This window comes from Rugamonas sp. GW822-FHT03B10, assembly GCF_058801745.1.
Window position 1 is genome coordinate 26,999 of sequence record NZ_JBXANP010000008.1, and the last position, 20,864, is coordinate 47,862.

17 protein-coding genes are annotated in these 20,864 nt (G+C 70.1%); 5 read left to right on the forward strand and 12 right to left on the reverse strand.

The window, feature by feature from the left end:
* Positions 1-23: 23 nt before the first annotated feature.
* The 3 genes from AC1RQG_RS14725 to AC1RQG_RS14735 all read right to left on the reverse strand — a co-directional run bounded on the left by AC1RQG_RS14725 (position 24) and on the right by AC1RQG_RS14735 (position 4,711).
* Complete coding sequence (locus tag AC1RQG_RS14725; RefSeq protein WP_493132591.1) at positions 24-1,154, reverse strand: c-type cytochrome; 1,131 nt, start codon at positions 1,152-1,154, stop codon at positions 24-26.
* A gap of 94 nt (positions 1,155-1,248) precedes the next feature.
* The gene (locus AC1RQG_RS14730; RefSeq protein ID WP_493132593.1) at positions 1,249-1,749 is read right to left on the reverse strand and encodes a hypothetical protein; all 501 of its coding nucleotides are present in this window, start codon (positions 1,747-1,749) and stop codon (positions 1,249-1,251) included.
* Between the two features lie 121 nt (positions 1,750-1,870).
* Entirely contained in the window at positions 1,871-4,711 is a 2,841-nt protein-coding gene (locus AC1RQG_RS14735; RefSeq protein ID WP_493132595.1) for a patatin-like phospholipase family protein, read from the reverse strand.
* 246 nt (positions 4,712-4,957) lie between these two features.
* Between AC1RQG_RS14735 and mgtA the strand changes: the two genes are divergently transcribed.
* The 3 genes from mgtA (at position 4,958) to AC1RQG_RS14750 (ending at position 9,031) form a co-directional block, all read left to right on the forward strand.
* On the forward strand, positions 4,958-7,543 hold the full coding sequence (gene mgtA / locus AC1RQG_RS14740; RefSeq protein ID WP_493132967.1) for a magnesium-translocating P-type ATPase: 2,586 nt from the start codon (positions 4,958-4,960) through the stop codon (positions 7,541-7,543).
* 123 nt (positions 7,544-7,666) lie between these two features.
* Entirely contained in the window at positions 7,667-8,155 is a 489-nt protein-coding gene (locus AC1RQG_RS14745; protein WP_493132597.1) for a hypothetical protein, read from the forward strand.
* Positions 8,156-8,191: 36 nt separating this feature from the next.
* On the forward strand, positions 8,192-9,031 hold the full coding sequence (locus AC1RQG_RS14750; protein WP_493132599.1) for a universal stress protein: 840 nt from the start codon (positions 8,192-8,194) through the stop codon (positions 9,029-9,031).
* Positions 9,032-9,130: 99 nt separating this feature from the next.
* On the opposite strand, the gene AC1RQG_RS14755 is transcribed toward AC1RQG_RS14750, so the two are convergent.
* The 3 genes from AC1RQG_RS14755 to AC1RQG_RS14765 are packed head-to-tail and all read right to left on the reverse strand — an operon-like array spanning position 9,131 to position 12,893.
* A complete protein-coding gene (locus AC1RQG_RS14755) occupies positions 9,131-10,027 on the reverse strand; it encodes a ribose-phosphate diphosphokinase (RefSeq protein WP_493132601.1) in 897 nt (298 codons plus the stop codon).
* The gene (locus AC1RQG_RS14760; RefSeq protein ID WP_493132603.1) at positions 10,024-11,535 is read right to left on the reverse strand and encodes a thymidine phosphorylase family protein; all 1,512 of its coding nucleotides are present in this window, start codon (positions 11,533-11,535) and stop codon (positions 10,024-10,026) included. Before AC1RQG_RS14760 ends, AC1RQG_RS14755 begins: the two co-directional genes overlap by 4 nt.
* Positions 11,532-12,893: an MBL fold metallo-hydrolase RNA specificity domain-containing protein gene (locus tag AC1RQG_RS14765; RefSeq protein ID WP_493132605.1), complete on the reverse strand. Its 1,362-nt coding sequence runs from the start codon at positions 12,891-12,893 to the stop codon at positions 11,532-11,534. Before AC1RQG_RS14765 ends, AC1RQG_RS14760 begins: the two co-directional genes overlap by 4 nt.
* A 45-nt stretch (positions 12,894-12,938) precedes the next feature.
* Here AC1RQG_RS14765 and AC1RQG_RS14770 point away from each other — a divergent pair, with 45 nt between their 5' ends.
* Both AC1RQG_RS14770 and AC1RQG_RS14775 read left to right on the forward strand, forming a co-directional pair.
* Positions 12,939-13,127: a hypothetical protein gene (locus AC1RQG_RS14770; RefSeq protein WP_493132607.1), complete on the forward strand. Its 189-nt coding sequence runs from the start codon at positions 12,939-12,941 to the stop codon at positions 13,125-13,127.
* Entirely contained in the window at positions 13,124-14,365 is a 1,242-nt protein-coding gene (locus tag AC1RQG_RS14775) for an MgtC/SapB family protein (RefSeq protein ID WP_493132609.1), read from the forward strand. Before AC1RQG_RS14770 ends, AC1RQG_RS14775 begins: the two co-directional genes overlap by 4 nt.
* A gap of 13 nt (positions 14,366-14,378) precedes the next feature.
* Here the strand turns inward: AC1RQG_RS14775 and AC1RQG_RS14780 are convergent, their stop codons facing one another.
* From AC1RQG_RS14780 to AC1RQG_RS14805, 6 genes are all read right to left on the reverse strand, one after another.
* Positions 14,379-15,587, reverse strand: coding sequence for an ABC transporter permease (locus tag AC1RQG_RS14780; protein WP_493132611.1), 1,209 nt, complete (start codon positions 15,585-15,587; stop codon positions 14,379-14,381).
* Positions 15,587-16,342 (reverse strand): ABC transporter ATP-binding protein, encoded by a 756-nt coding sequence (locus AC1RQG_RS14785; RefSeq protein ID WP_493132613.1) that lies wholly within the window; start codon positions 16,340-16,342, stop codon positions 15,587-15,589. The genes AC1RQG_RS14780 and AC1RQG_RS14785 overlap by 1 nt, the downstream gene beginning before the upstream one ends.
* Positions 16,339-17,634 carry an efflux RND transporter periplasmic adaptor subunit gene (locus AC1RQG_RS14790; protein WP_493132968.1) on the reverse strand — a complete coding sequence of 432 codons (1,296 nt, stop codon included), beginning with the start codon at positions 17,632-17,634 and terminating at the stop codon, positions 16,339-16,341. The genes AC1RQG_RS14785 and AC1RQG_RS14790 overlap by 4 nt, the downstream gene beginning before the upstream one ends.
* 113 nt (positions 17,635-17,747) lie before the next feature.
* On the reverse strand, positions 17,748-19,265 hold the full coding sequence (locus tag AC1RQG_RS14795) for an efflux transporter outer membrane subunit (protein WP_493132615.1): 1,518 nt from the start codon (positions 19,263-19,265) through the stop codon (positions 17,748-17,750).
* Positions 19,262-19,864, reverse strand: coding sequence for a hypothetical protein (locus tag AC1RQG_RS14800; protein ID WP_493132617.1), 603 nt, complete (start codon positions 19,862-19,864; stop codon positions 19,262-19,264). Before AC1RQG_RS14800 ends, AC1RQG_RS14795 begins: the two co-directional genes overlap by 4 nt.
* A complete protein-coding gene (locus AC1RQG_RS14805; RefSeq protein WP_493132969.1) occupies positions 19,861-20,844 on the reverse strand; it encodes a zinc-dependent alcohol dehydrogenase family protein in 984 nt (327 codons plus the stop codon). Before AC1RQG_RS14805 ends, AC1RQG_RS14800 begins: the two co-directional genes overlap by 4 nt.
* Positions 20,845-20,864 lie beyond the last annotated feature (20 nt).

Below are 20,864 nucleotides of genomic sequence, written 5' to 3' on the forward strand. Positions count from 1 at the left end.
GCCATCCTCCCTCGTGCCCGCGACTATGGTGCGGCCGGCCCGCCCAGCGACTTGATGTAGGCCAGCAGTGCGCTGAGGTCCGTGTCGCTGTACTGCTGCTGCGGCATCACGGGCGCGTAGCCGCGCACCACGCGCGCCTTGGGGTCCGTGATCGATTGCCGCAGATAGGCCTCGTCCACCTTTACTTGCGCGCCGTCCGCCATCGTCTCCAGCTTGCCGTACAAGCCCTTCCAGCTAGGCCCCACGCCGGCGCCGCCGTCGGCGCTGTGGCAGGCCACGCAGCCGCGCGACTGCGCCAGCAGGCGGCCCTGGTGGACGGGATCGACGGCAGCAGCGGCGGCCGCGACGCCGCCGCCCGCAGGCGCGGCCGCGCGCGCGCCGAACAGCGGCTGGGCTGCCAGCCACGTCGCGTAGGCGTCGGCGCCCTCCACCACCACATAGCTGCGCATATTGAAGTGGCCGATGCCGCACAACTGCGCGCACATCACCTCGAATCTGCCGGCCCTGGTCGGCGTGAACCAGAACGACGTGACCATGCCCGGCACCATGTTCATCCGGCTCCGGAACTGGGGCACAAAGAAGTCGTGCAGCACATCCTGCGAACGCAGCATCGCCTTCACGGGCCGGTTGATCGGAAGATGGATCTCCTGCCCGCCGACCAGCACGTCATCCTGGCCGTTCGGGTCGTCCGGATCGATGCCGAACGGATTGGCCGCGCTCATGTAGCGCACATCGGTCACGCCGAGCTTGCCGTCCTTGCCCGGCAGCCGGTAGTGCCATTGCCATTGCTGGCCCAGCACCTCGAACACCATGGCGTCGGCCGGCGGATGGATCAGCTTGGCGTACACGGACAGGCCCGGCGCCAGCAGCGCGACGATCCCCACCGTCGTCAGCCCGACCAGCCATGCCTCGAGCGCCTTGTTGCCGTGTTCGCTGGCCGCGCGCACCCCGTCGCGGTGGCGGAAGCGCACGATGACATAGGCCAAGAACAGGTTGATGACGATGAACGCGGCCGCCGTGATGAACAGGGTGAGCATCAGCGCGTCGTCCATCTGCTGCCAGTTGGACGCGACCGGCGTTTGCCACCACGGGCTGGCCAGATGGAACGCCACGGCGCCCACCACGATCACGATCAACACCCAAGGGAGCGCCATGTCAGCATCCCAGCACAACATCGCGGCACGCCAAGGCGGCGGCCCGACGAATACGCCCCGGCGCGCCGCCACCCGGCGGCGCCATGCCGTCCTGCTAGCGGACCTGGTCGGGCCGCTCCAGCTTCAGATAGATAAACGCCGCCGACATGCCAAACACGACATGGCCGATCGCGGTGGACCAGCCCCTCAGCTCGCGGAACCACGTGAATGCGCCCGACATGCCGTAGAAGTCGAGCACATACAGCAGCAGGCCGAACACGGCGCCGGCCAGCAAGGCCATGCCGGCGCTGGAGTCGAAATGGAACGGCGCGATCAACGCCGCCAGCATGACCCCGAACGCCATGCCCAGCACATAGTGGATCACCAGCGCCCACGTGACGATGCCCAGGCTGTAGCCGCTGGTCTGCAGCGCGTCCCAGCCCAGCGCCATGGCCGCGATCATGTGCGACATGAGCCATGGGTCGCGCCCCATGACGGCCGCCATGGCGATCTCCAGCAGCATCAGGATGCCGCCGGCCCCGAAACCCGCCGCCGTGGCCGCCGCCCAGTCCGGCAAGCGCGCTTCCCAGCGGTGCGAATGCATATGCAGTTCCATGGCCATCTCCTCCCGGCGGCAAACGCCCCGCCGCCCGACTGTCCAAACCGATGTCATGGATTCAGTCTAGATCAAAACGCCCGCTGTGCAAAATGCGCCAGCGTCGTATCGTGCGGCAACGTCAGCGGCGCGCGTTCGACAGCAGGTGCGCATGCTGGTCCAGGCAGGCGCCGCCGATGTGCAGGCCCAGTTGACGGTAGCTTTCGAACTGGCTCTCGTCGAAGAACTGGTCGGCCGGGGACTGGTGGGGGAAGCTCGGATGGTTGCCGCTGTAGTTCAGCACGTCGACCGGCTCGCGGCGCGCCGCGCACAAGGTCGGCTTAATGTAGAGCAACTCGCCCTCGCCCGCGCCGGAACCGTACAGGATCTCGCCGCGCGCATGGCCGCAGGCCGGCAGGTCGCTCCCGCTGGCGCGCAAGGCGGCCAGGTCGATGCGGATCTCGACCCCGAAATCGATCCGGCACTGGCGGATCGCCCGGCCCAGATCGTCGAAGCCGCGCCGGCCATCCTCGCTGGCGTCCACCAGCACGATCAGGCGGCAGCGACGCCGCACCAGCTCGTAGATGCCCGTGTTGTCGAAATGGCCGCCATCGGACAGGTAGACGAACGATGATTCGTCGTTGGAATAGCCGAACAACTCCTGCAGCAGGCACAGCAGGCCAAAACGGGGGCTGGCGCGCCGCCACTGCCGGCGCGCCGGATTCGGGCTCCAGCGGCCGATGCGCACATTGAGCAGCGTCAGCAGGAAAGCCAGCGCCGGGCTGGTGGCGGCGCCCATGTTGGGGCTGGCGGCCGCGCCGGACGTGGCCGCCGCCATGCCCAGCGTGAATGCGCGCGTCTCGCCATTGCTGGCCGCATACAACCGCGTGGGCCGATACCCGGCCAGCGCCGCCAGCCCGTCGTCGCCGTCGGCCAGCGCCTGCCCCGGCCGCACCAGGCGCGCCTTGGCTTGCTGTTCGGACGACACGCCCTGCGTGTGGCCGAGCGCGAAACCGGCGTGCAGCGCGGTCAGCGTGAACGACGCGGCCTTGCGTTCCTGCCACGCCAGATTCTTGCCCTGCGACAGGTTCAGCGTGGCGTTGACGATATGCAGGGGCCGCTGCACGAGCGCGCCGTCCGCCAGGCTGGACAGGGCGATGTCGTCGCCATCGTCGAAGCCCGTGAACGGCTGGGCCCGCCGGTGCGGGTTGCTGGCGCCCAGATAGCAACGGATCAACCGCGTCTTGTACATATTGTGCAGCGAGAATTTGTTGACATCGACCCGCAGGCCGAACACCAGCAACACGGCCAGCGCCCCGCCGAACGCCAGCCACGGCAACGGCAACGGGCCGGCGTGCGCCAGCAGCAGACCATGCAGGTCGGCCATCCGGGCCGCCACGTACGCGTCCAGCCCCGGCGTGGTGACGGCGATATCGACGTGCTGGCGCAACGCCGCGCCCGGCCCGGGCATGCGCCAGTCCGTCCCGGCGACGCCGGCCGGCAACGGGACGGCCATCGGCGTCAGACGGCCCGCGCACGCCAGCATCCAGTCCGTGAGGCTGGCGGCGGCCGCCACGAAGCCCAGCAGAAACAGGGCGGCGGCCAGCTTGGCCACGGTCAGCAGGCGCGGCGCGCGGCGCGGATCACTGCCACCCTGGCGCGGCGTGCGCAGCAGGCCGACGATGCTGGCCGCCCAGCCGGCGCCGACCACGCCGCGCAGCCATGGTCCGGCGTTGCCATCGGCCCATTGCATCAGCGCCGGTACGTAGAACGCGCATCCATTGAGCACCAGCCAGCCGACGCCGATGATGAGGAACCAGGCGTTCATGCGGCTCCACCACTCGCGCGAGCGCTCATCATAATTGCGGCCCACCAGGCCCACGAAGATGGCGCCGCCGGCGCCGAACACGAGCAGGAACAGCGCCGGCCCGAACGTGAGGACGGCGGCCGCGTGGGCCGTGCCCGTCTCCGAGCCGAGCCGGCCATGCACCACGGCCAGCGCCCCCATCCCGGCCGCGATCCCGGCCGCGCCCGAGGGCAGGAACACGGCCGATTCCAGCAACGCCGCGCGCACGGTGCGCGCACGCGCGGCCACCGGCGCGTAGCGCAGCGCGTGGTACAGCTTGCACAACAGCCACACCAGTCCCACCAGCAGCAACAACGCGGCCGACCACAGCGCGAGGTCACGGTTGACGGCGCCATCGGCCTGGTCCGGGCCGAACAGCCAGAAGCTGCCGCTGAGCGCGGCCAGCACGCCCGGCAGCAGCACCGTCCACCAGACCGCCGGCGTGGTGCCGAGCCGGAACCGGGCCACGCCGGGCGGCCGTTCCAGTTCCACCATGTTGGCCACCAGCACGGCCGGAAACACGCCCGCGCCCATCAAACCGGCAAGATAGCCAAGCGCGGCGGGCGGCGTGTCGATCACGCCCACCACAGACAGCAACGCCAGGCGCGGCAGCAACAGCAGCACGGCGAAGAAGGCCAGCACGATGATCAGGCTCAGCGTCACATTGCGGGTCCAGATCGTGATCAGGGTGAGGGAATCGACGGAGAACAGGCCGACCCGTGGCGTCAGGTAATTGCTGTAGCGGCGCAGCCAGCTCACCTGCTCCGGTTCCAGCGTGCGCGGCGCGGCGCCGGCTCCGCTGCCCGCGCTGGCGAGCGCCGCCTCGACCTGCGCCAGTCCGGTCCGGTGGATCCAGGCGCTGAGCCAGGCGCCGATATAGCCGCCACCGGAGACGGTGGACAGGTAATCGAACTGGCTGAGCGCGCCGCGCGCGGCCAGCGCCTGCAACACGCCGAGCCCGAAGGTGGCGCTGCGGATCCCGCCGCCGGACAGGGCCAGGCCGGTGCCCGCGGTGGCGCCGGCCCGCGCGGCGGCCTCCGCCGCCAACCCGAGCGCCGCGTGCTCCTCGGCTTTGACGGCATCAAAATCGAGCGGCGCTTGCCGCTCCTGGGCGCCGGCCTTCATCGCATCCGCCATCTGAGCTGCCCTCCCCGGCTGGCAATATGCGATAGCGATACCATACCGGCCACGGCCTTGTCTTGGCCTGGCGCGGCTGTGCGCGATGCCAACTTGCCATATTTGACACAGATCAAACATATTTCGCGTTGACATTGTTATTCTGCGTTACCGTGCTTGAGTTCGCCCGCACTCCTCCGGCCACCCTATCCAACGAGAGAGCCCGCCCCCGTGTCCCCGTCACCCGCGCCCGCCACCAGGGCCGCCATGGCCGCCGATGCCGCCGCCAGCGCCGTGTTGCTGGCCGTGGCCGCCGACACCCCGCAGGCCGCCCTGGCCCGCCTGCAAAGCGGCCCCGCCGGCCTGACGGCGCAGCAAGCGCGCGAACGATTGCTGCAACACGGCCCCAACGTGGTGGCGCACGCGACGCGGCGCGGCATCATGGTGCGCTTCCTCAAATTGCTGGCCAGTCCGCTGTCGCTCTTGCTGCTGGCGCTGGCGGCCATCAATTTCGCCACCGGCGAGGCGTGGAGCGCCAGCCTGATCGCCGGCATGGTGGTGCTGTCGTCGCTGCTGGCGTTCGTGCAGGAGCACCGCTCCAATCTGGCGGCGGAGAAGCTGCGCGCCATGGTGCGCACCACCGTCAGTGTGCTGCGCAGCGAAGACGGCGCCGGCCAGGCCGTGGACTTGCCGCTGGAACAAATCGTGCCCGGCGATGTCGTGCAACTGTCTGTGGGCGCCATCGTGCCGGCCGACGTGCGCATCCTGAGCTGCCGCGACCTGTTCGTGAGCCAGGCCGCGCTGACGGGCGAATCGATGCCGGTGGAGAGACTGTCGCAAGCCGTGCCGGCCAGCGTGCCGCCGCTGGAACTGGGCAATGTCGCCTTCATGGGTTGCACCGTGCTCAGCGGCAGCGCCACGGCGCTGGTGGTGGCCACCGGCGCCAGCACCTGTTTCGGCCAGATCGCCGACGAGCTGGCCGGGGCCCGCGAACTGACCAGCTTCGACCTGGGCGTCAACAAATTCGTGTGGCTGATGATACGGGTGATGCTGGTGATGGTGCCGCTGGTGTTCCTGATCAACGGCTACAGCAAGGGCGACTGGCTGCAGGCGCTGCTGTTCGCGGTGGCCGTGGCCGTGGGCCTGGCGCCGGAGATGCTGCCGATGATCGTCACCATCAACCTGGCCAAGGGCGCGCTGGCCATGTCGGACAAGCAGGTGATCGTCAAGCGCCTGAACGCGATCCAGAACGTGGGCGCGATGGATGTGCTGTGCACCGACAAGACCGGCACACTGACCCAGGACCGCGTGATCCTGGAGAAGCACGTGGACATCGACGGCGCCGATTCCTCGCGGGTGACGGAATACGCCTACCTCAACAGTTTCTACCAGACCGGTCTCAAGAACCTGCTCGACGTGGCCGTGCTCAAGTATGTGGATGTGCACGAACACCTGCAGGCCGACACGGCGTTCCGCAAGGTGGACGAGCTGCCGTTCGATTTCGAGCGCCGCCGCATGTCCGTGATCGTGCAGCGCGCCGATGGCGGCCGCGTGCTCATCTGCAAAGGCGCGGTCGAGGAGGTGCTGGGCGTGTGCTCGCAGGCCGAACGCCAGGGCGCCGTGATCCCGCTGCAGGAACATCACGGCGCCGCGCTCGACCGCGTGGTGCAGGACCTGAACGAGGATGGCTTCCGCGTGATCGCCGTGGCCTGCCGCGAACTGGCGCCCGAGGAACACACGTTCGACACCAGCGCCGAGGCCGGCCTGACGCTGGTCGGCTACATCGCCTTCCTCGACCCGCCCAAGGACAGCGCGGCCGACGCCATCCGCGCACTCAAGCACTACGGCGTGGCCGTCAAGGTGCTGACCGGCGACAATGAGGCCGTCACGCGCAACGTGTGCCGCCACGTGGGCCTGCCCGTGCAGGACGTGCTGCACGGCGCCGACATCGACGCGCTCGACGACGCCAGACTGGCCGCGCAGGCCGAGCACGCCTCGCTGTTCGTCAAGCTCAACCCGCAGCAGAAGGCGCGCGTGATCCGCGCCCTGCAGGCGCGCGGCCACGTGATCGGCTACCTGGGCGACGGCATCAACGACGGCGCCGCCCTGAAGACGGCCGACGTCGGCATTTCCGTCGACAGCGCGGTCGACATCGCCAAGGAATCGGCCGACATCATCCTGCTGCAAAAGAACCTGCTGGCGCTGAAGGACGGCGTGGTGGAGGGCCGCAAGGTGTTCGGCAACATCAGCAAATACATCCGCATGAGCGCCAGCTCCAACTTCGGCAACATGCTCAGCGTGCTCGGCGCCAGCGTGCTGCTGCCGTTCCTGCCGATGGCGCCGGTGCAGATCCTGTTCAACAACCTGTTGTACGACGTGTCGCAGACGACGCTGGCCAGCGACCATGTGGACGCCGAATACCTGAAGCGGCCGCGGCGCTGGGACATCGCCAACATCGGGCGCGCCATGCTCAGCCTCGGCCCCATCAGCTCGCTGTTCGACTACGTGACCTTCGGCGCGCTGTGGTATGCCTGCGGCGCGGCCGGCGCGCCGGCCCTGTTCCAGACCGGCTGGTTCCTCGAGTCGCTGCTGTCGCAGACGCTGGTGGTGCACGTGCTGCGCACGGCCCGCGTCCCCTTCCTGCAAAGCCGCCCCAGCCTGCCGCTGCTGATGACCACCTCGGGCATCTGCCTGCTGGGCCTGTGGCTGCCGTCCTCGCCGCTCGGGCCGGCGCTGGGCTTCGTGCCGATGCCGGCACGCTACTGGATGCTGTTGCCGCTGATTCTGGCCGGCTACCTCGGATTGACCCAAACCATCAAAAGCTGGCTCAGCCGCCGCTTCGGCATGCGCTAGCCCGCACGTGGCTTTCCCGTGTCTATCGTTAACGATTTGATCTGGATCAATCAACTTTTGGAGCCATATCACTACCATCAATATTGCCGAGCGCGCCATGCGCTTTCCTCACCTGGAGCCATCATGAAAAATATTCACGTTCTCCCACTCGTCCTGTCCCTGATGCTGGGCGCTGCCGCCGCCCAAGCCGCCACGCCCGCTTCCGCGCCGCCGGCCAAGCCCGCCCCGCAAGCGGCCACGCCGGCGCCGGAGGTGGACGCCCAGATCAAGGCCATGCGCGACATGCACGAAAAAATGCTGCGCGCCACCCCCGAACAACGGCGCGCGCTGATGGGTGAGCACATGAAACTCATGCAGGAAAGCATGACGATGATGAATCACATGGGCGGCTGCGGCATGATGGGCGGACCTCAGGGCTGCCCCATCGGCGGGCCGCAGGGTGGACCCCAAGGTGGCCCACGCGGTCCCCAGGGTGGTCTCCAGGGCGGTCCCGGCAGGATGATGGGCGGCCGCCAGGGTCCGGGCCGCGACCTGGAGCTGCGCATGGACATGATGCAGAATATGATGCAAATGATGATGGACCGCATGGACCAGGCGCCGGCACCCAAGTAAGCCCCCCCAACAACCACCTCCAAAAGGGGAAAACATATGTCGTACAAAACGATCCTGGTGCACGTCGAAAAATCGAAGCACCTGGCGGGCCGCGTGGCGCTGGCCGCCCAGCTGGCCAACCGTGACGAGGCCCACCTGGTGGGCGCGGCCATGACGGGGCTGTCGCAGTTCATCTACCAGTGCGCCTCGATGGCGCCGGAAGCGGCCGTGGCGCCGGCCGACCTGAGCTTCCTCAACGAACGGGCCGACACCGCGCTGGCCGCCTTCGAGGCCGAGGTGACGCGGCTGGGCGTGAAGTCGTTCGAACACCGCCGCATCGACGACGAATCGGAGAGCGGCCTGACGCTGCAGGCGCGCTACGCCGACCTGGTGATCGTGGGCCAGACCGACCCGGACGAACCGACCCCGAACATCAACGGCGACCTGCCGCAGTACGTGATGCTGCACAGCGCGCGTCCGGTGCTGGTGGTGCCCTACGCGGGCAAGTTCGACAAGCTGGGCGAGCACGTGCTGCTGGCCTGGGATGGCAGCGCCGAAGCCACCCGCGCCATCACCTGCGCCATTCCGCTGCTGCGCAGGGCGAACAAGGTCACGCTGGCCGTGTTCAATCCCTACGCCGAGTACAACACCCACGGCGCGCAGCCGGGCGCGGACATGGCGCTGTACCTGGCCCGCCATGGCATCAAGGTGGAGGTGCTGCAGCAGGCCACGGACCTCGATATCGGCAACGCGCTGCTGTCGCTGGCGGCCGACATCGATGTGGACCTGCTGGTGATGGGCGGCTACGGCCACTCGCGCGTGCGCGAGGTGGTGCTGGGTGGCGTCACCAAGACCATCCTGGCCGAGATGACGCTGCCGGTGCTGATGGCCCACTGACCGTCGTTCCCGCGCAAGCGGGAACCCATGGAACGCAAGCAGGCAGCAGAGTCCGAACCTGGCGGGTCGGACTCTGCCCCCGGACTCTGCTCCAATTAATCAGCCGCGCGCCGCCAGCAAGCGGGCAGCGGCCGCCGCCAGACCGGGCGCCACGTCGATGCCGTTGCTGGCGTGGGCCACGGTGTTGCACGTCACGATACGGCCCGGCCCCGCCGCCTGCAACGCGGCATAGGCGTCGTCCGCGAACAAGGCATGCACGCCTATGTACACGGGCGCGTTGCCGCCGGCCCGCTGCAACTGGCCGCTGGCGGCGATCATGGTGCGGGCGGTGGAGACGATATCGTCCACCAGCACCGGCGTGCGGCCGGCCAGCAGCTGGGCCGCCGGCGCCGACACTTCCACCGCGCGGTCGCCGCTGCGCACCTTGCTCAGCACCGTGGACGGGCAGCCGGCCAGCGCGGCCACCTGCGCCACCCATTGACCGCTCTCCTCGTCCGGCCCCACCACCACCGGCTGCGCCACATTGGCCGCGATCCAGGCGGCGATGGCCGGCGCCGCCGGCACCACTTCCGTCGCGATGCTATAGACCTCATCGAGACTGTGGATGCGGTGCAGGTGCGGATCGACCGTCACCATGTAATCGCAACAACCCGACACCAGCCGCGCGAAGTGGCGCGCCGTCACGCCCTGACCGGGCGCGAACACGGCGTCCTGCCGCATGTAGGGCAGGTAGGGCGCGACCAGGCCCACGCTGCGCGCGCCCAGCTCGCGCGCCACGCCGGCGGCCAGATAGAGCGCCATGAACTTCTCGTCCGGCCGGTCCAGCGCCGCCACCAGCAGCACGTCGCGCCCCGCCACGCCGGACGGGAAACGCGGACACGATTCGCCGTCGGGGAAACGGTGGATTTCCAGCTCGCCCGCCTCATACGGCAGGCAGGCCGCCAGCCGCGCCGCGAACGCCTGCGCGCCCGGCAGCGCCAGTAACATGGGCGTCATTGCGGCTCCTCGATGGTGAACAGGTTTTCCTGCGTCTCCGCGTAGGCCAGCGCATAGGCCAGTTCGCCGGGCGACTCGGCGTGCAGCGTCAGCAGCGGCTGGCCGACGGCCACCCGGCTGCCCAGGGCCGCATGCATGGTGACGCCGGCCGCCGGCGCCAGCGGCGCGCCGGCCAGCTTGGCCAGCCGGGCCAGGCTGCGGTTGTCGATGGCCACCACATGGCCCTGGTGCAGCGCCACCAGCTCGTGCGTGTACGCCGCGCGCGGCGGCTCGCGCATGCCGCCCTGGGCGGCGCAGATCGCCTCCAGCTTCTTGTAGGCCGCGCCGCTGGCCAGCACCGATTCGGCCAGCGCCATGCCCTGCCCCGGCGCCGCCTTGCCGCCCAGTTCCAGCAGGCGCGAGGCCAGCAGCAAGGCGCGCTGGCGCAGATCGTCGGGCGCACCCACTTCGTTGCGCAGCACGGCCAGCACGTCCCACGCCTCCAGCGCCGGACCGATGCCGCGTCCGACCGGCTGCGAGCCGTCCGTCAGCACCGTGCTGACGGCGATGCCCAGCGCCTGCCCCACGTCCACCAGTCGCTTGGCCAGCGATTCGGCGGCGGCCGCCGAACGCACCTTGGCCGTGCGGCCGACGGGGATGTCGATCACCACGTGGGTGGAGCCGGCCGCGATCTTCTTGGACAGCACCGAGGCCACCAGCAAGCCGTCGCTGTCGAGCCCCAGCGGACGTTCGACCCGGATCAGCAGATCGTCGGCCGGACTGAGCGAGACGGCCCCGCCCCAGGCGATGCAGCCGCCCTCCTGCTGCACCACCGAGCGCATCTTCGCCAGGTCCAGGCCCACCGGCGCCAGCGTCTCCATGGTGTCGGCCGTGCCGGCCGGCGAGGTGATGGCGCGCGAGGACGTCTTCGGTATCGTCAGGCCGCAGGCGGCCACGATGGGCACCACGATCAGCGTGGTGCGGTTGCCGGGCAGGCCGCCCACGCAATGCTTGTCGACCACGATCTCGCTGTCCCAGTGCAGGCGCTGGCCGACGCCGATCATGGAGCGGGTCAGCGCGATCGTCTCGGCCACGTCCATGCGGTTGCCGGAACAGGCCGTGATCAGGGCCGCCAATTCGATGTCGGAGTAATGGCCCTCGACGATGTCCTGCACGATGCTGCCGGCCGCCTCGGCGCCGATCGGGCGGCCGTAGATCTTGGCCCGCACGGCGGAAAACGACAGCAGCGGCGGCGCGTGCTTGACCCGCACCGGGTCGCCATTGGCGCCGCCCAGCGCGCGCCAGGCGGCCTCGGACAAGCCGAGCTGGCAGCGTTCGATCAGGTTACCGTGCACCACGTTGAGGGTGGCCACGATGTGATGGTCGCCGCGCCACACCTCCAGCCGCGACTGGGCCTCGAAGCCCTCCGAGCGGCAGATCGGGCAGTCTGAGCGCAGATACACCACCGGCTCCTGGTAGGTGTCGATGCCGAGCCGGTGCAGTTGCAACGCTTCGTGGGCACGGCTCATGGCAGCTCCACCTGGTCGCGGTACTCGGGCACCCGGCAATCCCAGTGCAGCTCCTCCTTGATGCGGCGGCGCAGCGCGTCGGCGGCCGGCGGTTCACCGTGGGTGATGAAGGTGCGCTTGGGCGCCTTGCGGAAGTGGCGCAGCCAAGCCATCAGCTCATTGCCGTCCGCATGGGCCGACAGGTTGTCGATCTGGCGCACCTGGGCGTTGAGGGCCACGTACTCGCCGTGGATCTTGATGGCCGGCACGCCTTCGAGCATCGCCGCGCCGCGCGTGCCGCCGGCCTGGAAGCCGGCGAACAGGATGGTGTTGCGCGAATCGGAGGCGAACGCCTTCAGGTGGTGCAGCACGCGCCCGCCGGTGGCCATGCCGCTGGCGGCGACGATCACCATCGGCACCTGGCGCTGGTTCAGCGCGATCGACTCCTCCACGCTGTTGACGATCTTGGCGGCGTGGCACATGGCTTCCGTGTCGTGGCGGTTCAGGCGGTGCTGATCGCGGTGGCGCATGTACAGCGCGGTGGCGTCGGTGGCCATGGGGCTGTTCAGGTACACGGGCAGCACGTCCGGAATCTCACCCTTCTGTTTGAGCTTGTAGATCTCATACAACAGCGATTGCGCGCGGCCCACGGCGAACGACGGGATGATGGTCACGCCACCGCGGCTCGACGTTTCGCGTATGGTCTGGCCCAGCAGGACGGCAGGATCAGCCGGATCGTGCACCCGGTCGCCATAGGTCGATTCGAGCACCAGGTAATCGGTCTCCTCGATGATGCCAGGGGCGACCATGATGGGGTCGTGCGGCCGTCCCAGGTCGCCCGAGAACGTGATCCGGCTGGTGGCCGAGCGTATCGTGACGATGGCCGCGCCGAGGATGTGGCCGGCCAGCGTCAGTTGCGCCGTCAGGCCGGGCACCACGTCGAACGACTGGTCGAACGGCACCGGATGGAAGTAATCGAGCGCGCGCACGGCGTCCGCCTCCGAATACAGCGGCAGCGCGGGCGCGTGGCCCGTGTAGCCGTGCCGGTTGGCGTGCATGGCCTCCTCCTCGAGCAGGTGGCCGCTGTCGGGCAGCAGGATCTTGCACAGGTCGCGGGTGGCCTCGCTGCAGTAGATCTTGCCGCGGAAACCGTTCTTGACCAGCAGCGGCAGGTAGCCGCTGTGATCGAGGTGGGCGTGGGTCAGGACGACGGCGTCGATCTCGTCCGGCGGCACGGGGAATTCCTCCCAGTTGCGCAACCGCAGCTGCTTGTAACCCTGGAACAGGCCGCAGTCGACCAGGATGCGCTTGGCGCCCGATTGCAGCAGGTATTTGGAGCCGGTCACAGTGCCGGTCGCTCCGAGGAATGTCAGTTTCATCTTGGCCTTCTTTCTTGTCGCAAATGCTGGCCGGCGTGCCCGGCCATGCAGAGCAATATGAGCGGATTTACACGTCAAAACCTTGCGCTGGATCAAGTTGTTGATAATTCTCAAGCAACGCGCGAGAAAGAGCAAAACATTTCGATCATCGACCGTCGTGCGCTGGAACCGTGCGCCAAAAATGCGGCCCTGCCATTGCGGCCACCGGCAATGGCTGGCAGAATCGCGCCATGATCTTCGAAGCCACCACTCTGACAGGACTCGGCGTCGCCTTCGGCTGCGGCTTGCTGATCGGGGTCGAGCGCGAGCGCAGCAAGGGCAGCGGCCCGACCCGGGCCTTCGTCGGGGTGCGCAGCTTCGCGCTGGTGTCGTTCATGGGCGGACTGGCGCAGACCCTGTCGCCCGGCCTGGTGCTGGCGGCGGCCTTGCTGGTGCTGGCGCTGAGCGCGATCTCGCACTGGCGCGACCGCTCCGACGACCCCGGCGTGACGACCGAACTGGCGCTGTTCCTGGCCTTTCTGCTCGGCGTGAACGCCATCGTGAACCCCGCCGTTTCGGCCGGCGCGGCCGTCGTCGTGGCCTCGCTGCTCAATCTGCGCGGGCCGCTGCACCATTTCGTGCGCGTCACGCTCAAGAGCGGCGAACTGCGCGACGCCCTGATCCTGGCCGGCGCCGCCCTCATCGTGTGGCCGCTGTTGCCCGACAAGGAGAACGCCTGGCTGCTGGGCGCCAATCCGCGCCGCATGTGGGGGCTGGTGCTGGTGATCATGACGATGCAGGGCGCGGCCCACATCGCGCTGCGCATGGCGGGTCCGCGCATGGGCCTGGCGTTGACGGGGTTGGCCTCGGGTTTCGTGTCCAGCACGGCCACCATCGCCACCATGGGCCAGCGCTACCGCCATGAACCGGTGCTGCTGGGCGTGACGGCCAGCGCCGCCACGTTGTCCAACCTCGGCACCTACGTGCTGCTGCTGGTGGTGACGCTGACCATCGCGCCCGACCACCTGCAGCACCTGGCGCCCAGCCTGGGCAGCGCGTTGCTGGCCACGCTGCTGCTCTCGGCGTGGCGGCTGCGCACCGCGTCCGACGGCGCGACCCGGCGCGGCCAGCGCATCGGCCGCGCGTTCAGCATCCGCCAGGCGCTGATCTTCGCCGCCCTGCTGAGCGGCGCCACCGGTATCGTCTCGTACGCCAACGCCTACCTCGGCCCCACGGCCGCCAAGGCCGGCGCCATGCTGGCCGCGCTGGCCGACGTCCATGCCGCCGCCAGCTCCATCCTGTCGCTGGCCGCCAGCGGCACCGTGCAGGCGCCGCAACTGGTGCCGACCTTCCTGCTGACCGTGTCGGCCAACAGCGTGAGCAAGCTGCTGGCGGCCGCCAGCGGCGGCTGGCGCTTCTTCCTGGCCGTGGGCCCGGGCCTGCTGCTGATGCTGGCGGCCATGTGGCTGCCCTACCTGCTGTGGCAGCAATGACGGGGCCGGCCCGCTATTCGTGGCGCAGGGCCTCGATCGGGTCGAGCCGGGCCGCGCGCCGCGCCGGCACGTAGCCGAACACCACGCCGATCCCGGCCGAGAACACGAACGACAGCAGGTTGATGCCGGGATTGAACAGGTAGGGCAGCTGCATCGCGCGCGCCGCCAGCGCGGTGGCGCCGGCCGCCAGCACCACCCCCGTCAGGCCGCCCAGCGCGGCCAGCACCATGGCCTCGATCAGGAACTGCAGCAGCACTTCGCGCTCCAGCGCGCCGATGGCCAGCCGCAGGCCGATCTCGCGCGTGCGCTCGGTCACGCTGACCAGCATGATGTTCATGATGCCGATGCCGCCCACCAGCAGGCTGACGGCCGCCACCGCGCCCAGCAGCGTCGTCATCACGCGGGTGGCGCCGGACATGGTGTCGGCCAGCTGGCGCGTGTCGAGGATGTTGAAGTTGTCCTCCTCCGTCACGCTCAGCTTGCGCCGTTCGCGCAGCAACTGGGTCAGGCGCGCCTGCAAGGCCATGCTGTCGCTGCCCTCCTCCATCGAGATCAGCAGCGTGCCCACGCGCTGGTTGCCCGTCACGCGCCGCTGCAAGGTGTGCAGCGGCACCAGCACCAGGTCGTCCTGGTCGTTGCCCATCGCGCCCTGGCCCTTGGACGCCAGCACGGCCACGATCACGCACGAGAACTGCTTGATGCGCAGCCGCTCGCCCAGCGGGTCGCGCTGGCCCAGCAGCTCGCGCGCCACGGTCGCGCCCACGGCGCACACGGCCGCGCCGGCGCGCTGTTCGCCATCGTCGAACGGGCGGCCGGCGGCCAGCGTCCAGTTGGCCGCCGTCAGCCAGTCGGCGCTGCCGCCGATCACGCTGCTCGACCAGTTGCGGCCGTTGGCGATGATGGTCTGGCCGCTGCGCGACTCGGCCGCCACGGCCCGGATCCCGCCGATCTGGGCGGAGATCGCTTCCGCGTCGGCCTCCTTGAAGGCGGGCGCGCCCGCCCCGCCGCTGCCCGGGCCCATGCGCTGGCCGGGCCGCACCATCAGCAGGTTGCTGCCCAGGCTGGCGATCTGGTCGTGCACGGCCTGGGTCGCGCCATTGCCCAGCGTGACCATGGTGATCACGGCGCCCACCCCGATCACGATCCCCAGCATGGTGAGGAAGGAACGCAGCAGGTTGCGGCGGATCGAGCGCAGCGCCAGCAGCAAAGTATTGAGCAACATCAGCCGGCCTCCGTCGCCGCGCCCACCTGCTCGGTGTTGACGCTGTCGCTGTCTATCCTGCCGTCGCGGAAATGCACGATGCGCTGCGCGTACAGGGCCATGTCCGGCTCGTGCGTGACCATGACGACGGTGATGCCCTGATCGCGGTTGAGCGCCGCCAGCAGTTCCATGATCTCGCGGCTGCGCTGGCTGTCCAGGTTGCCCGTCGGCTCGTCGGCCAGCAACAGGGCCGGCTGGGTCACGATGGCGCGGGCGATGGCCACCCGCTGCTGCTGGCCGCCCGACAGTTCGGCCGGCGTGTGGTCCTCCCAGCCGGCCAGCCCGACGGCCGCCAGCGCGCGCGCGGCCAGCGCATGGCGCACGCCGGCGCTCTCGCCCCGGTACAGCAGCGGCAATTCGACGTTCTCCTGCGCCGAGGTGCGGGCCAGCAGGTTGAAACCCTGGAACACGAAACCGAGCGAGCTGCGCCGCAGCCGCGCGCGCTGGTCGCGCGTGGTGGCGCCCACGTCCACGTCACGGAACAGATAGTGGCCGCTGGTGGGCGTGTCGAGCGCGCCGAGGATGTTCATGGCGGTCGACTTGCCCGAGCCGCTGGGGCCCATGATGGCGACGAACTCGCCCTGCGCGATCTCGAGGTTCACATGGTCGAGCGCCATCAGCGCCGTGGCGCCGCTGCCGTAGCGCTTGCACACGTCGCGCAGCCGGATCAAGGGGGGCGCGGCGGCGGCGCCGGCCATGTCGCGTGGCGCGTTCATTGCGCGGCGGCGCGCTGGTCCGTGATGACCTGCATGCCTTCCTGGATGGCGTCGCCGCTCACTTCCGTGTTGCGGCCGTCGCTGATCCCCAGTTGCACCGTGATGGCCTGGGGCGTGTCGCCGCGCAGCACCCACACCTGGCGCTGCGTCTGGCCGCCGCCGTTGGCCACGCCGGCCTGGCGCGGCGCGCGCGCGGGCAGGCGCGGCATGAGCGAGGCGACGATGCCGCCCGACGCCGCCTTGCCGCCGTCGCGCGGCGCGAAGCGCAACGCGCTGTTGGGGATCAGCAGCACTTGGTCGCGCTGGGCGGCGCGGATGGTGGCCGTGGCCGTCATGCCGGGGCGCAGCGTGAGGTCGGCGTTGTCGACGTCGAGATAGGCGACGTAGGTCACCACGTTGTCGGTGATGGTGGAACCGTAGGCCACGCGCGTGATGGTGGCCGGGTATGGCCGGTTGGCGTAGGCGCTGACGGTGAACATGGCCGTCTGGCCCAGCCGCACGGCGCCCACGTCGGCCTCGTCCACGTTGACCAGCAGCCGCAGGTGGTGCAGGTCCTCGGCCAGCTGGAACAGCGTGACGGCCTGCAGCGACGCGGCCACGGCGTTGCCGGGATCGACGCTGCGGCTCAGCACCACGCCATCGATCGGCGCGCGGATCGAGGCGCGCGCCATGTTGGTCATGTCGGTCGACAGCGCCGCCTGGGCGCTGTCCACGGCGGCCTTGGCGTTGAGCACATTGGCCTCGGCGCGCGCCAGCGTGGCGCGGCCCGTGTCCAGCTCGGCACGCGACGGCACCTTGCCGTCCGACAGGCGGGCCACTTCCTCCAGCCGCGCCAGCGCCGTCTTCGCCTCGGAGCGGGTCGCCTCGGCCACGGCCACGGCGGCGCGGGCCGCCGCCAGCGCGGCGCGCGAGCGCACGATCTGGTCGTTCAGCTTGGCCGTGTCCAGCTCCACCAGCACCTGCCCCTTGCGCACCTGGTCGTTGATGTCGACCAGCACGCGCGACACGGTGCCCGACAGCTCGCTGCCGATGTTGACGGCGCGCGTCGGTTGCAGCGTGCCGTTGGCCGTCACGTTCAGCACCAGGTTGCCGCGCTTGACGGGCGAGGTCACGTAGGCGCTGGTCTGGCCGGCGGCCCGGTGGCTGCGCCACGTGTAGATGCCCCCGGCGACCGCCAGCAGCACCAGGCCGGCCAGCGTCCACATCAGGACCTGGCGCCAGCGCTGGCCGCCCTCCGCGTCCCCGAACGGATCGGACGCCGGTGGGGCGGCGGCCGTGCCGCGCTCGCCGATGGGCGCGACGCCGGCCGGATCGGCGCCGGCGGACGTGGCGGACGTGGCGGACGGATCAGCCGGCGCGGCGGCCGATGGGGCGCCGGCCGGCGGCGTGGGGGTTGCTGCGAGGTTCATGATGCGTTCGATCCATGCGAAGGTTGTGGCGGCGCGCTGGCGCCGGCCTTGGATGCGGCGGCCGGCGCGGGCGCGGCCGGTGGTGCGCCATCGGGCTGCCAGCCGCCCCCGAGCGCCTTGTACAGGCGCACCAGATCGTCGCTCAGGCTCACGCTGGTGGCGGCCACGCTGTCCTGGGCCGAGTACTGCGTGCGCTGGGTTTCCAGCACGGTCTGGAAGTCCACCAGGCCGCTGGCGTAGCGCTGGCGCGCCAGCAGCGCCGCGTTGTTGGCGGCCGCGGCGGCGCTGCGCAGATGGTCGAGGCGGCGACGGTCGCCGGCCAGTGCGCTCAGGGCGTCCTCCACATCCTGCAAGGCCGCCAGCACGGTGGCCCGGTAGGCCGCGTGGGCCTGGGCCATCGCGCCCTGCTGCAATCTGAGCTGGGCCACGCTGGCGCCGCCGTCGAAGGCGTTGCCCGACACGCTACCCAGCAAGGCGCGCAGGATGGTCGAGCCGGTGCCGCCTATGCCCAGGCCATGCAGGCCGATCGAGCCCTCCAGCCGGAACGACGGATAGCGGGCCGCGTCGGCCTGCCCCACCCGGGCCAGCGCGGCCTGCACCTGGAACTCGGCGGCGCGCACGTCGGGCCGCTGGCGCAGCGTGTCGGCCGGCAGGCTCAGGGCGAGGTCGGGGCCGGCCTCGGGGATCGGCGCGGACGCCGCCAACATGGCGTCCAGCGTGGCGGGCGCCTCGCCGCACAACACGGCCAGGCTGTGGGTGAGCTGGGCCACGCTGCTCTCGAGCAGCGGCAACTGGGCCTTGGCCAGTTCCGTCTGCGACAAGGCCTGCTGTTGTTCGAGCGTGGTGAGCAAGCCGGCCTGCACGCGCCAGTCCGTGATCTGCATGGTCGCCTCCTGGCTGGCCACGTTGTCGCGCGCGATGGCCAGCCGGGCCTGGGCGCCGCGCAGATCGATGTAGTTGCGCGCCACCTCGGCCGCCACCGTCACCCGCACGTCGCCGAGGCTCACCTCGCTGGCGCGCACCGTGGCCACGCCGGCCGCCAGCGCGTAGCCGTTGCGGCCGAACACGTCCGGTTCCCAGCTGGCGTCGAAGCCGGCAGCGTAACTGTTGGACGCGTTGGCGCCATCGGTCTTGCTGCGCTGGGCCGACGCCGACACCGACACCGTCGTGCCCAGGCCGGCCGCCGCCGCGTCGCGCGTGGCGCGCGCCTGCAGCAGCGCGGCGCGCGCCACCGCGACCGAGGTGTTGGCGTCGAGCGCCTGCCCGATCAGGCGATCGAGCACGGGATCGTGGAAGCGCTGCCACCAGTCCACCAGGCTGGCCCGGGCCAGTGCCGCATCCTGCGTGCCGGACGCGCCGGACCAGCCGGCCGGCGGCACGAACGGCGCCGGCGCCGGCGGCGGCGGCACCTGCTTGAAGGCCGTGCAGCCGGTCAGCGCCACCAGGGCGCACAACACGGCCGCCGCCAGCGCCGTGCGCGACGGTGCAAGCGTGCTCGAAACAATGTGGGTCATGGCGATTCCTCGTTCTGCAGGCGCTCCAGTTCCGCCCGCAATTTGGCCAGTTCCGCCCGGTAGCTGGCGGCGTTGCCGAAGTCGACAAAACCATGATAATACTCGTGCGCGTGCAGCACCCTGCGCGCATGCTTGATGGGGCACCAGTACTTCTCCGTGCGCCCTATCACCTCCCGGCAATAGCCGATCAGGCCGGTGGCGTAGGCGCAATAGCGGCAGTTGAAACGTTCGAGCGCGTTCAGGTAGGCCAGGTGCGAGCGGTCGTACACGAAGTAGTCGCCGCGCCGCACGCGGGGGATGCGGTACAGCGGAAAGCACACCAGCTGGTACAGCGAGACGAACAGATCCATCAGCACCAGCGGCACGAACACGGCGTAGATGAACGGCGCCGACACCATGTGGCGCCATTGCGCGTGCAGCACATAGGTCAGCAAGCCGGTCTTGAAGCGGCGCTGCTGCTCGACCACCTCGCGTGCGAAGATCACGCGCCGCTTGGAGAAATCGGCGTGCAATTCCTGGCGCCGGCGCTGCACCTCCTGTTCCAGTTCCTCCTCGATCGCGCGGATGCGTTCCAGCAGTTCCTGTATGCGCGGGTTCATGGCACGAGCACGGCCGCGCCGTCAAAGGCGCCGGCGCGCAAGGCCGCCAGCGCCGCGTTGGCTTCCCGCAGCGAGAACACGGTGGTGCTGGCGTTCAGTTGGTACTGCTGCGCCAGCGCGAAGAATTGTTCGCCGTCGGCCCGGGTCAGGTTGGCCACGGAACGGATGGTGCGTTCGCCCCACAGCAGGCTGTAGGGGAACGAGGGAATGTCGCTCATGTGGATGCCGGCGCAGACCACGCTGCCGCCCCGGCGCACGGCGCGCAGCGCCCGCGGCACCAGCGCGCCATCGGGCGCGAACAGCAGCGCCGCGTCGAGTTCCACCGGCGGCGCCTGGTCCGACGCGCCGGCCCACACGGCGCCGAGCGCGCGCGCGAAGCGCTGGCCGCGCTCATCGCCGGGCCGGGTGAACGCATACACCTCGCGGCCCTGCTGGCTGGCCAGCTGCGCCAGCAGATGGGCGGCGGCACCGAAGCCGTACAGGCCGATGCGCCGGGCGTCGCCGGCCAGCGCGTAGGCGCGGTAGCCGATCAGCCCCGCGCACAGCAGCGGCGCCACCTCCACGTCGTCGTAGCGGGCCGGCAGGCGGAAGATGTAGCGGGCGTCGGCCACCATGTACTGGGCATAGCCGCCATCGAGATCGTAGCCGGTGAAACGGGCGTCGCCGCACAGGTTCTCCGTGTGGCGCGCGCAATAGGGGCAGGCGCCGCAACTGGCGCCCAGCCAGGCCACGCCCACCCGTTCGCCGAGCGCGACGTCCCGCACCTCGTGGCCAAGGGCGACCACGCGCCCCACCACTTCATGGCCGGGGATGACGGGTTGACGATGGGGCGGCAGTTCACCGTCGACGATGTGCAGGTCGGTGCGGCACACGCCGCACGCGGCGACCCGCAACAGCACTTGCCAGGGACCGGGCCGGGGGACGGGCACCTGGGCCGCCCGCAGCGCGGTGCCGGGCTGGTCCAGCAGCATGGCCAGCATGGTGGCCGGCGCCGTCCCCA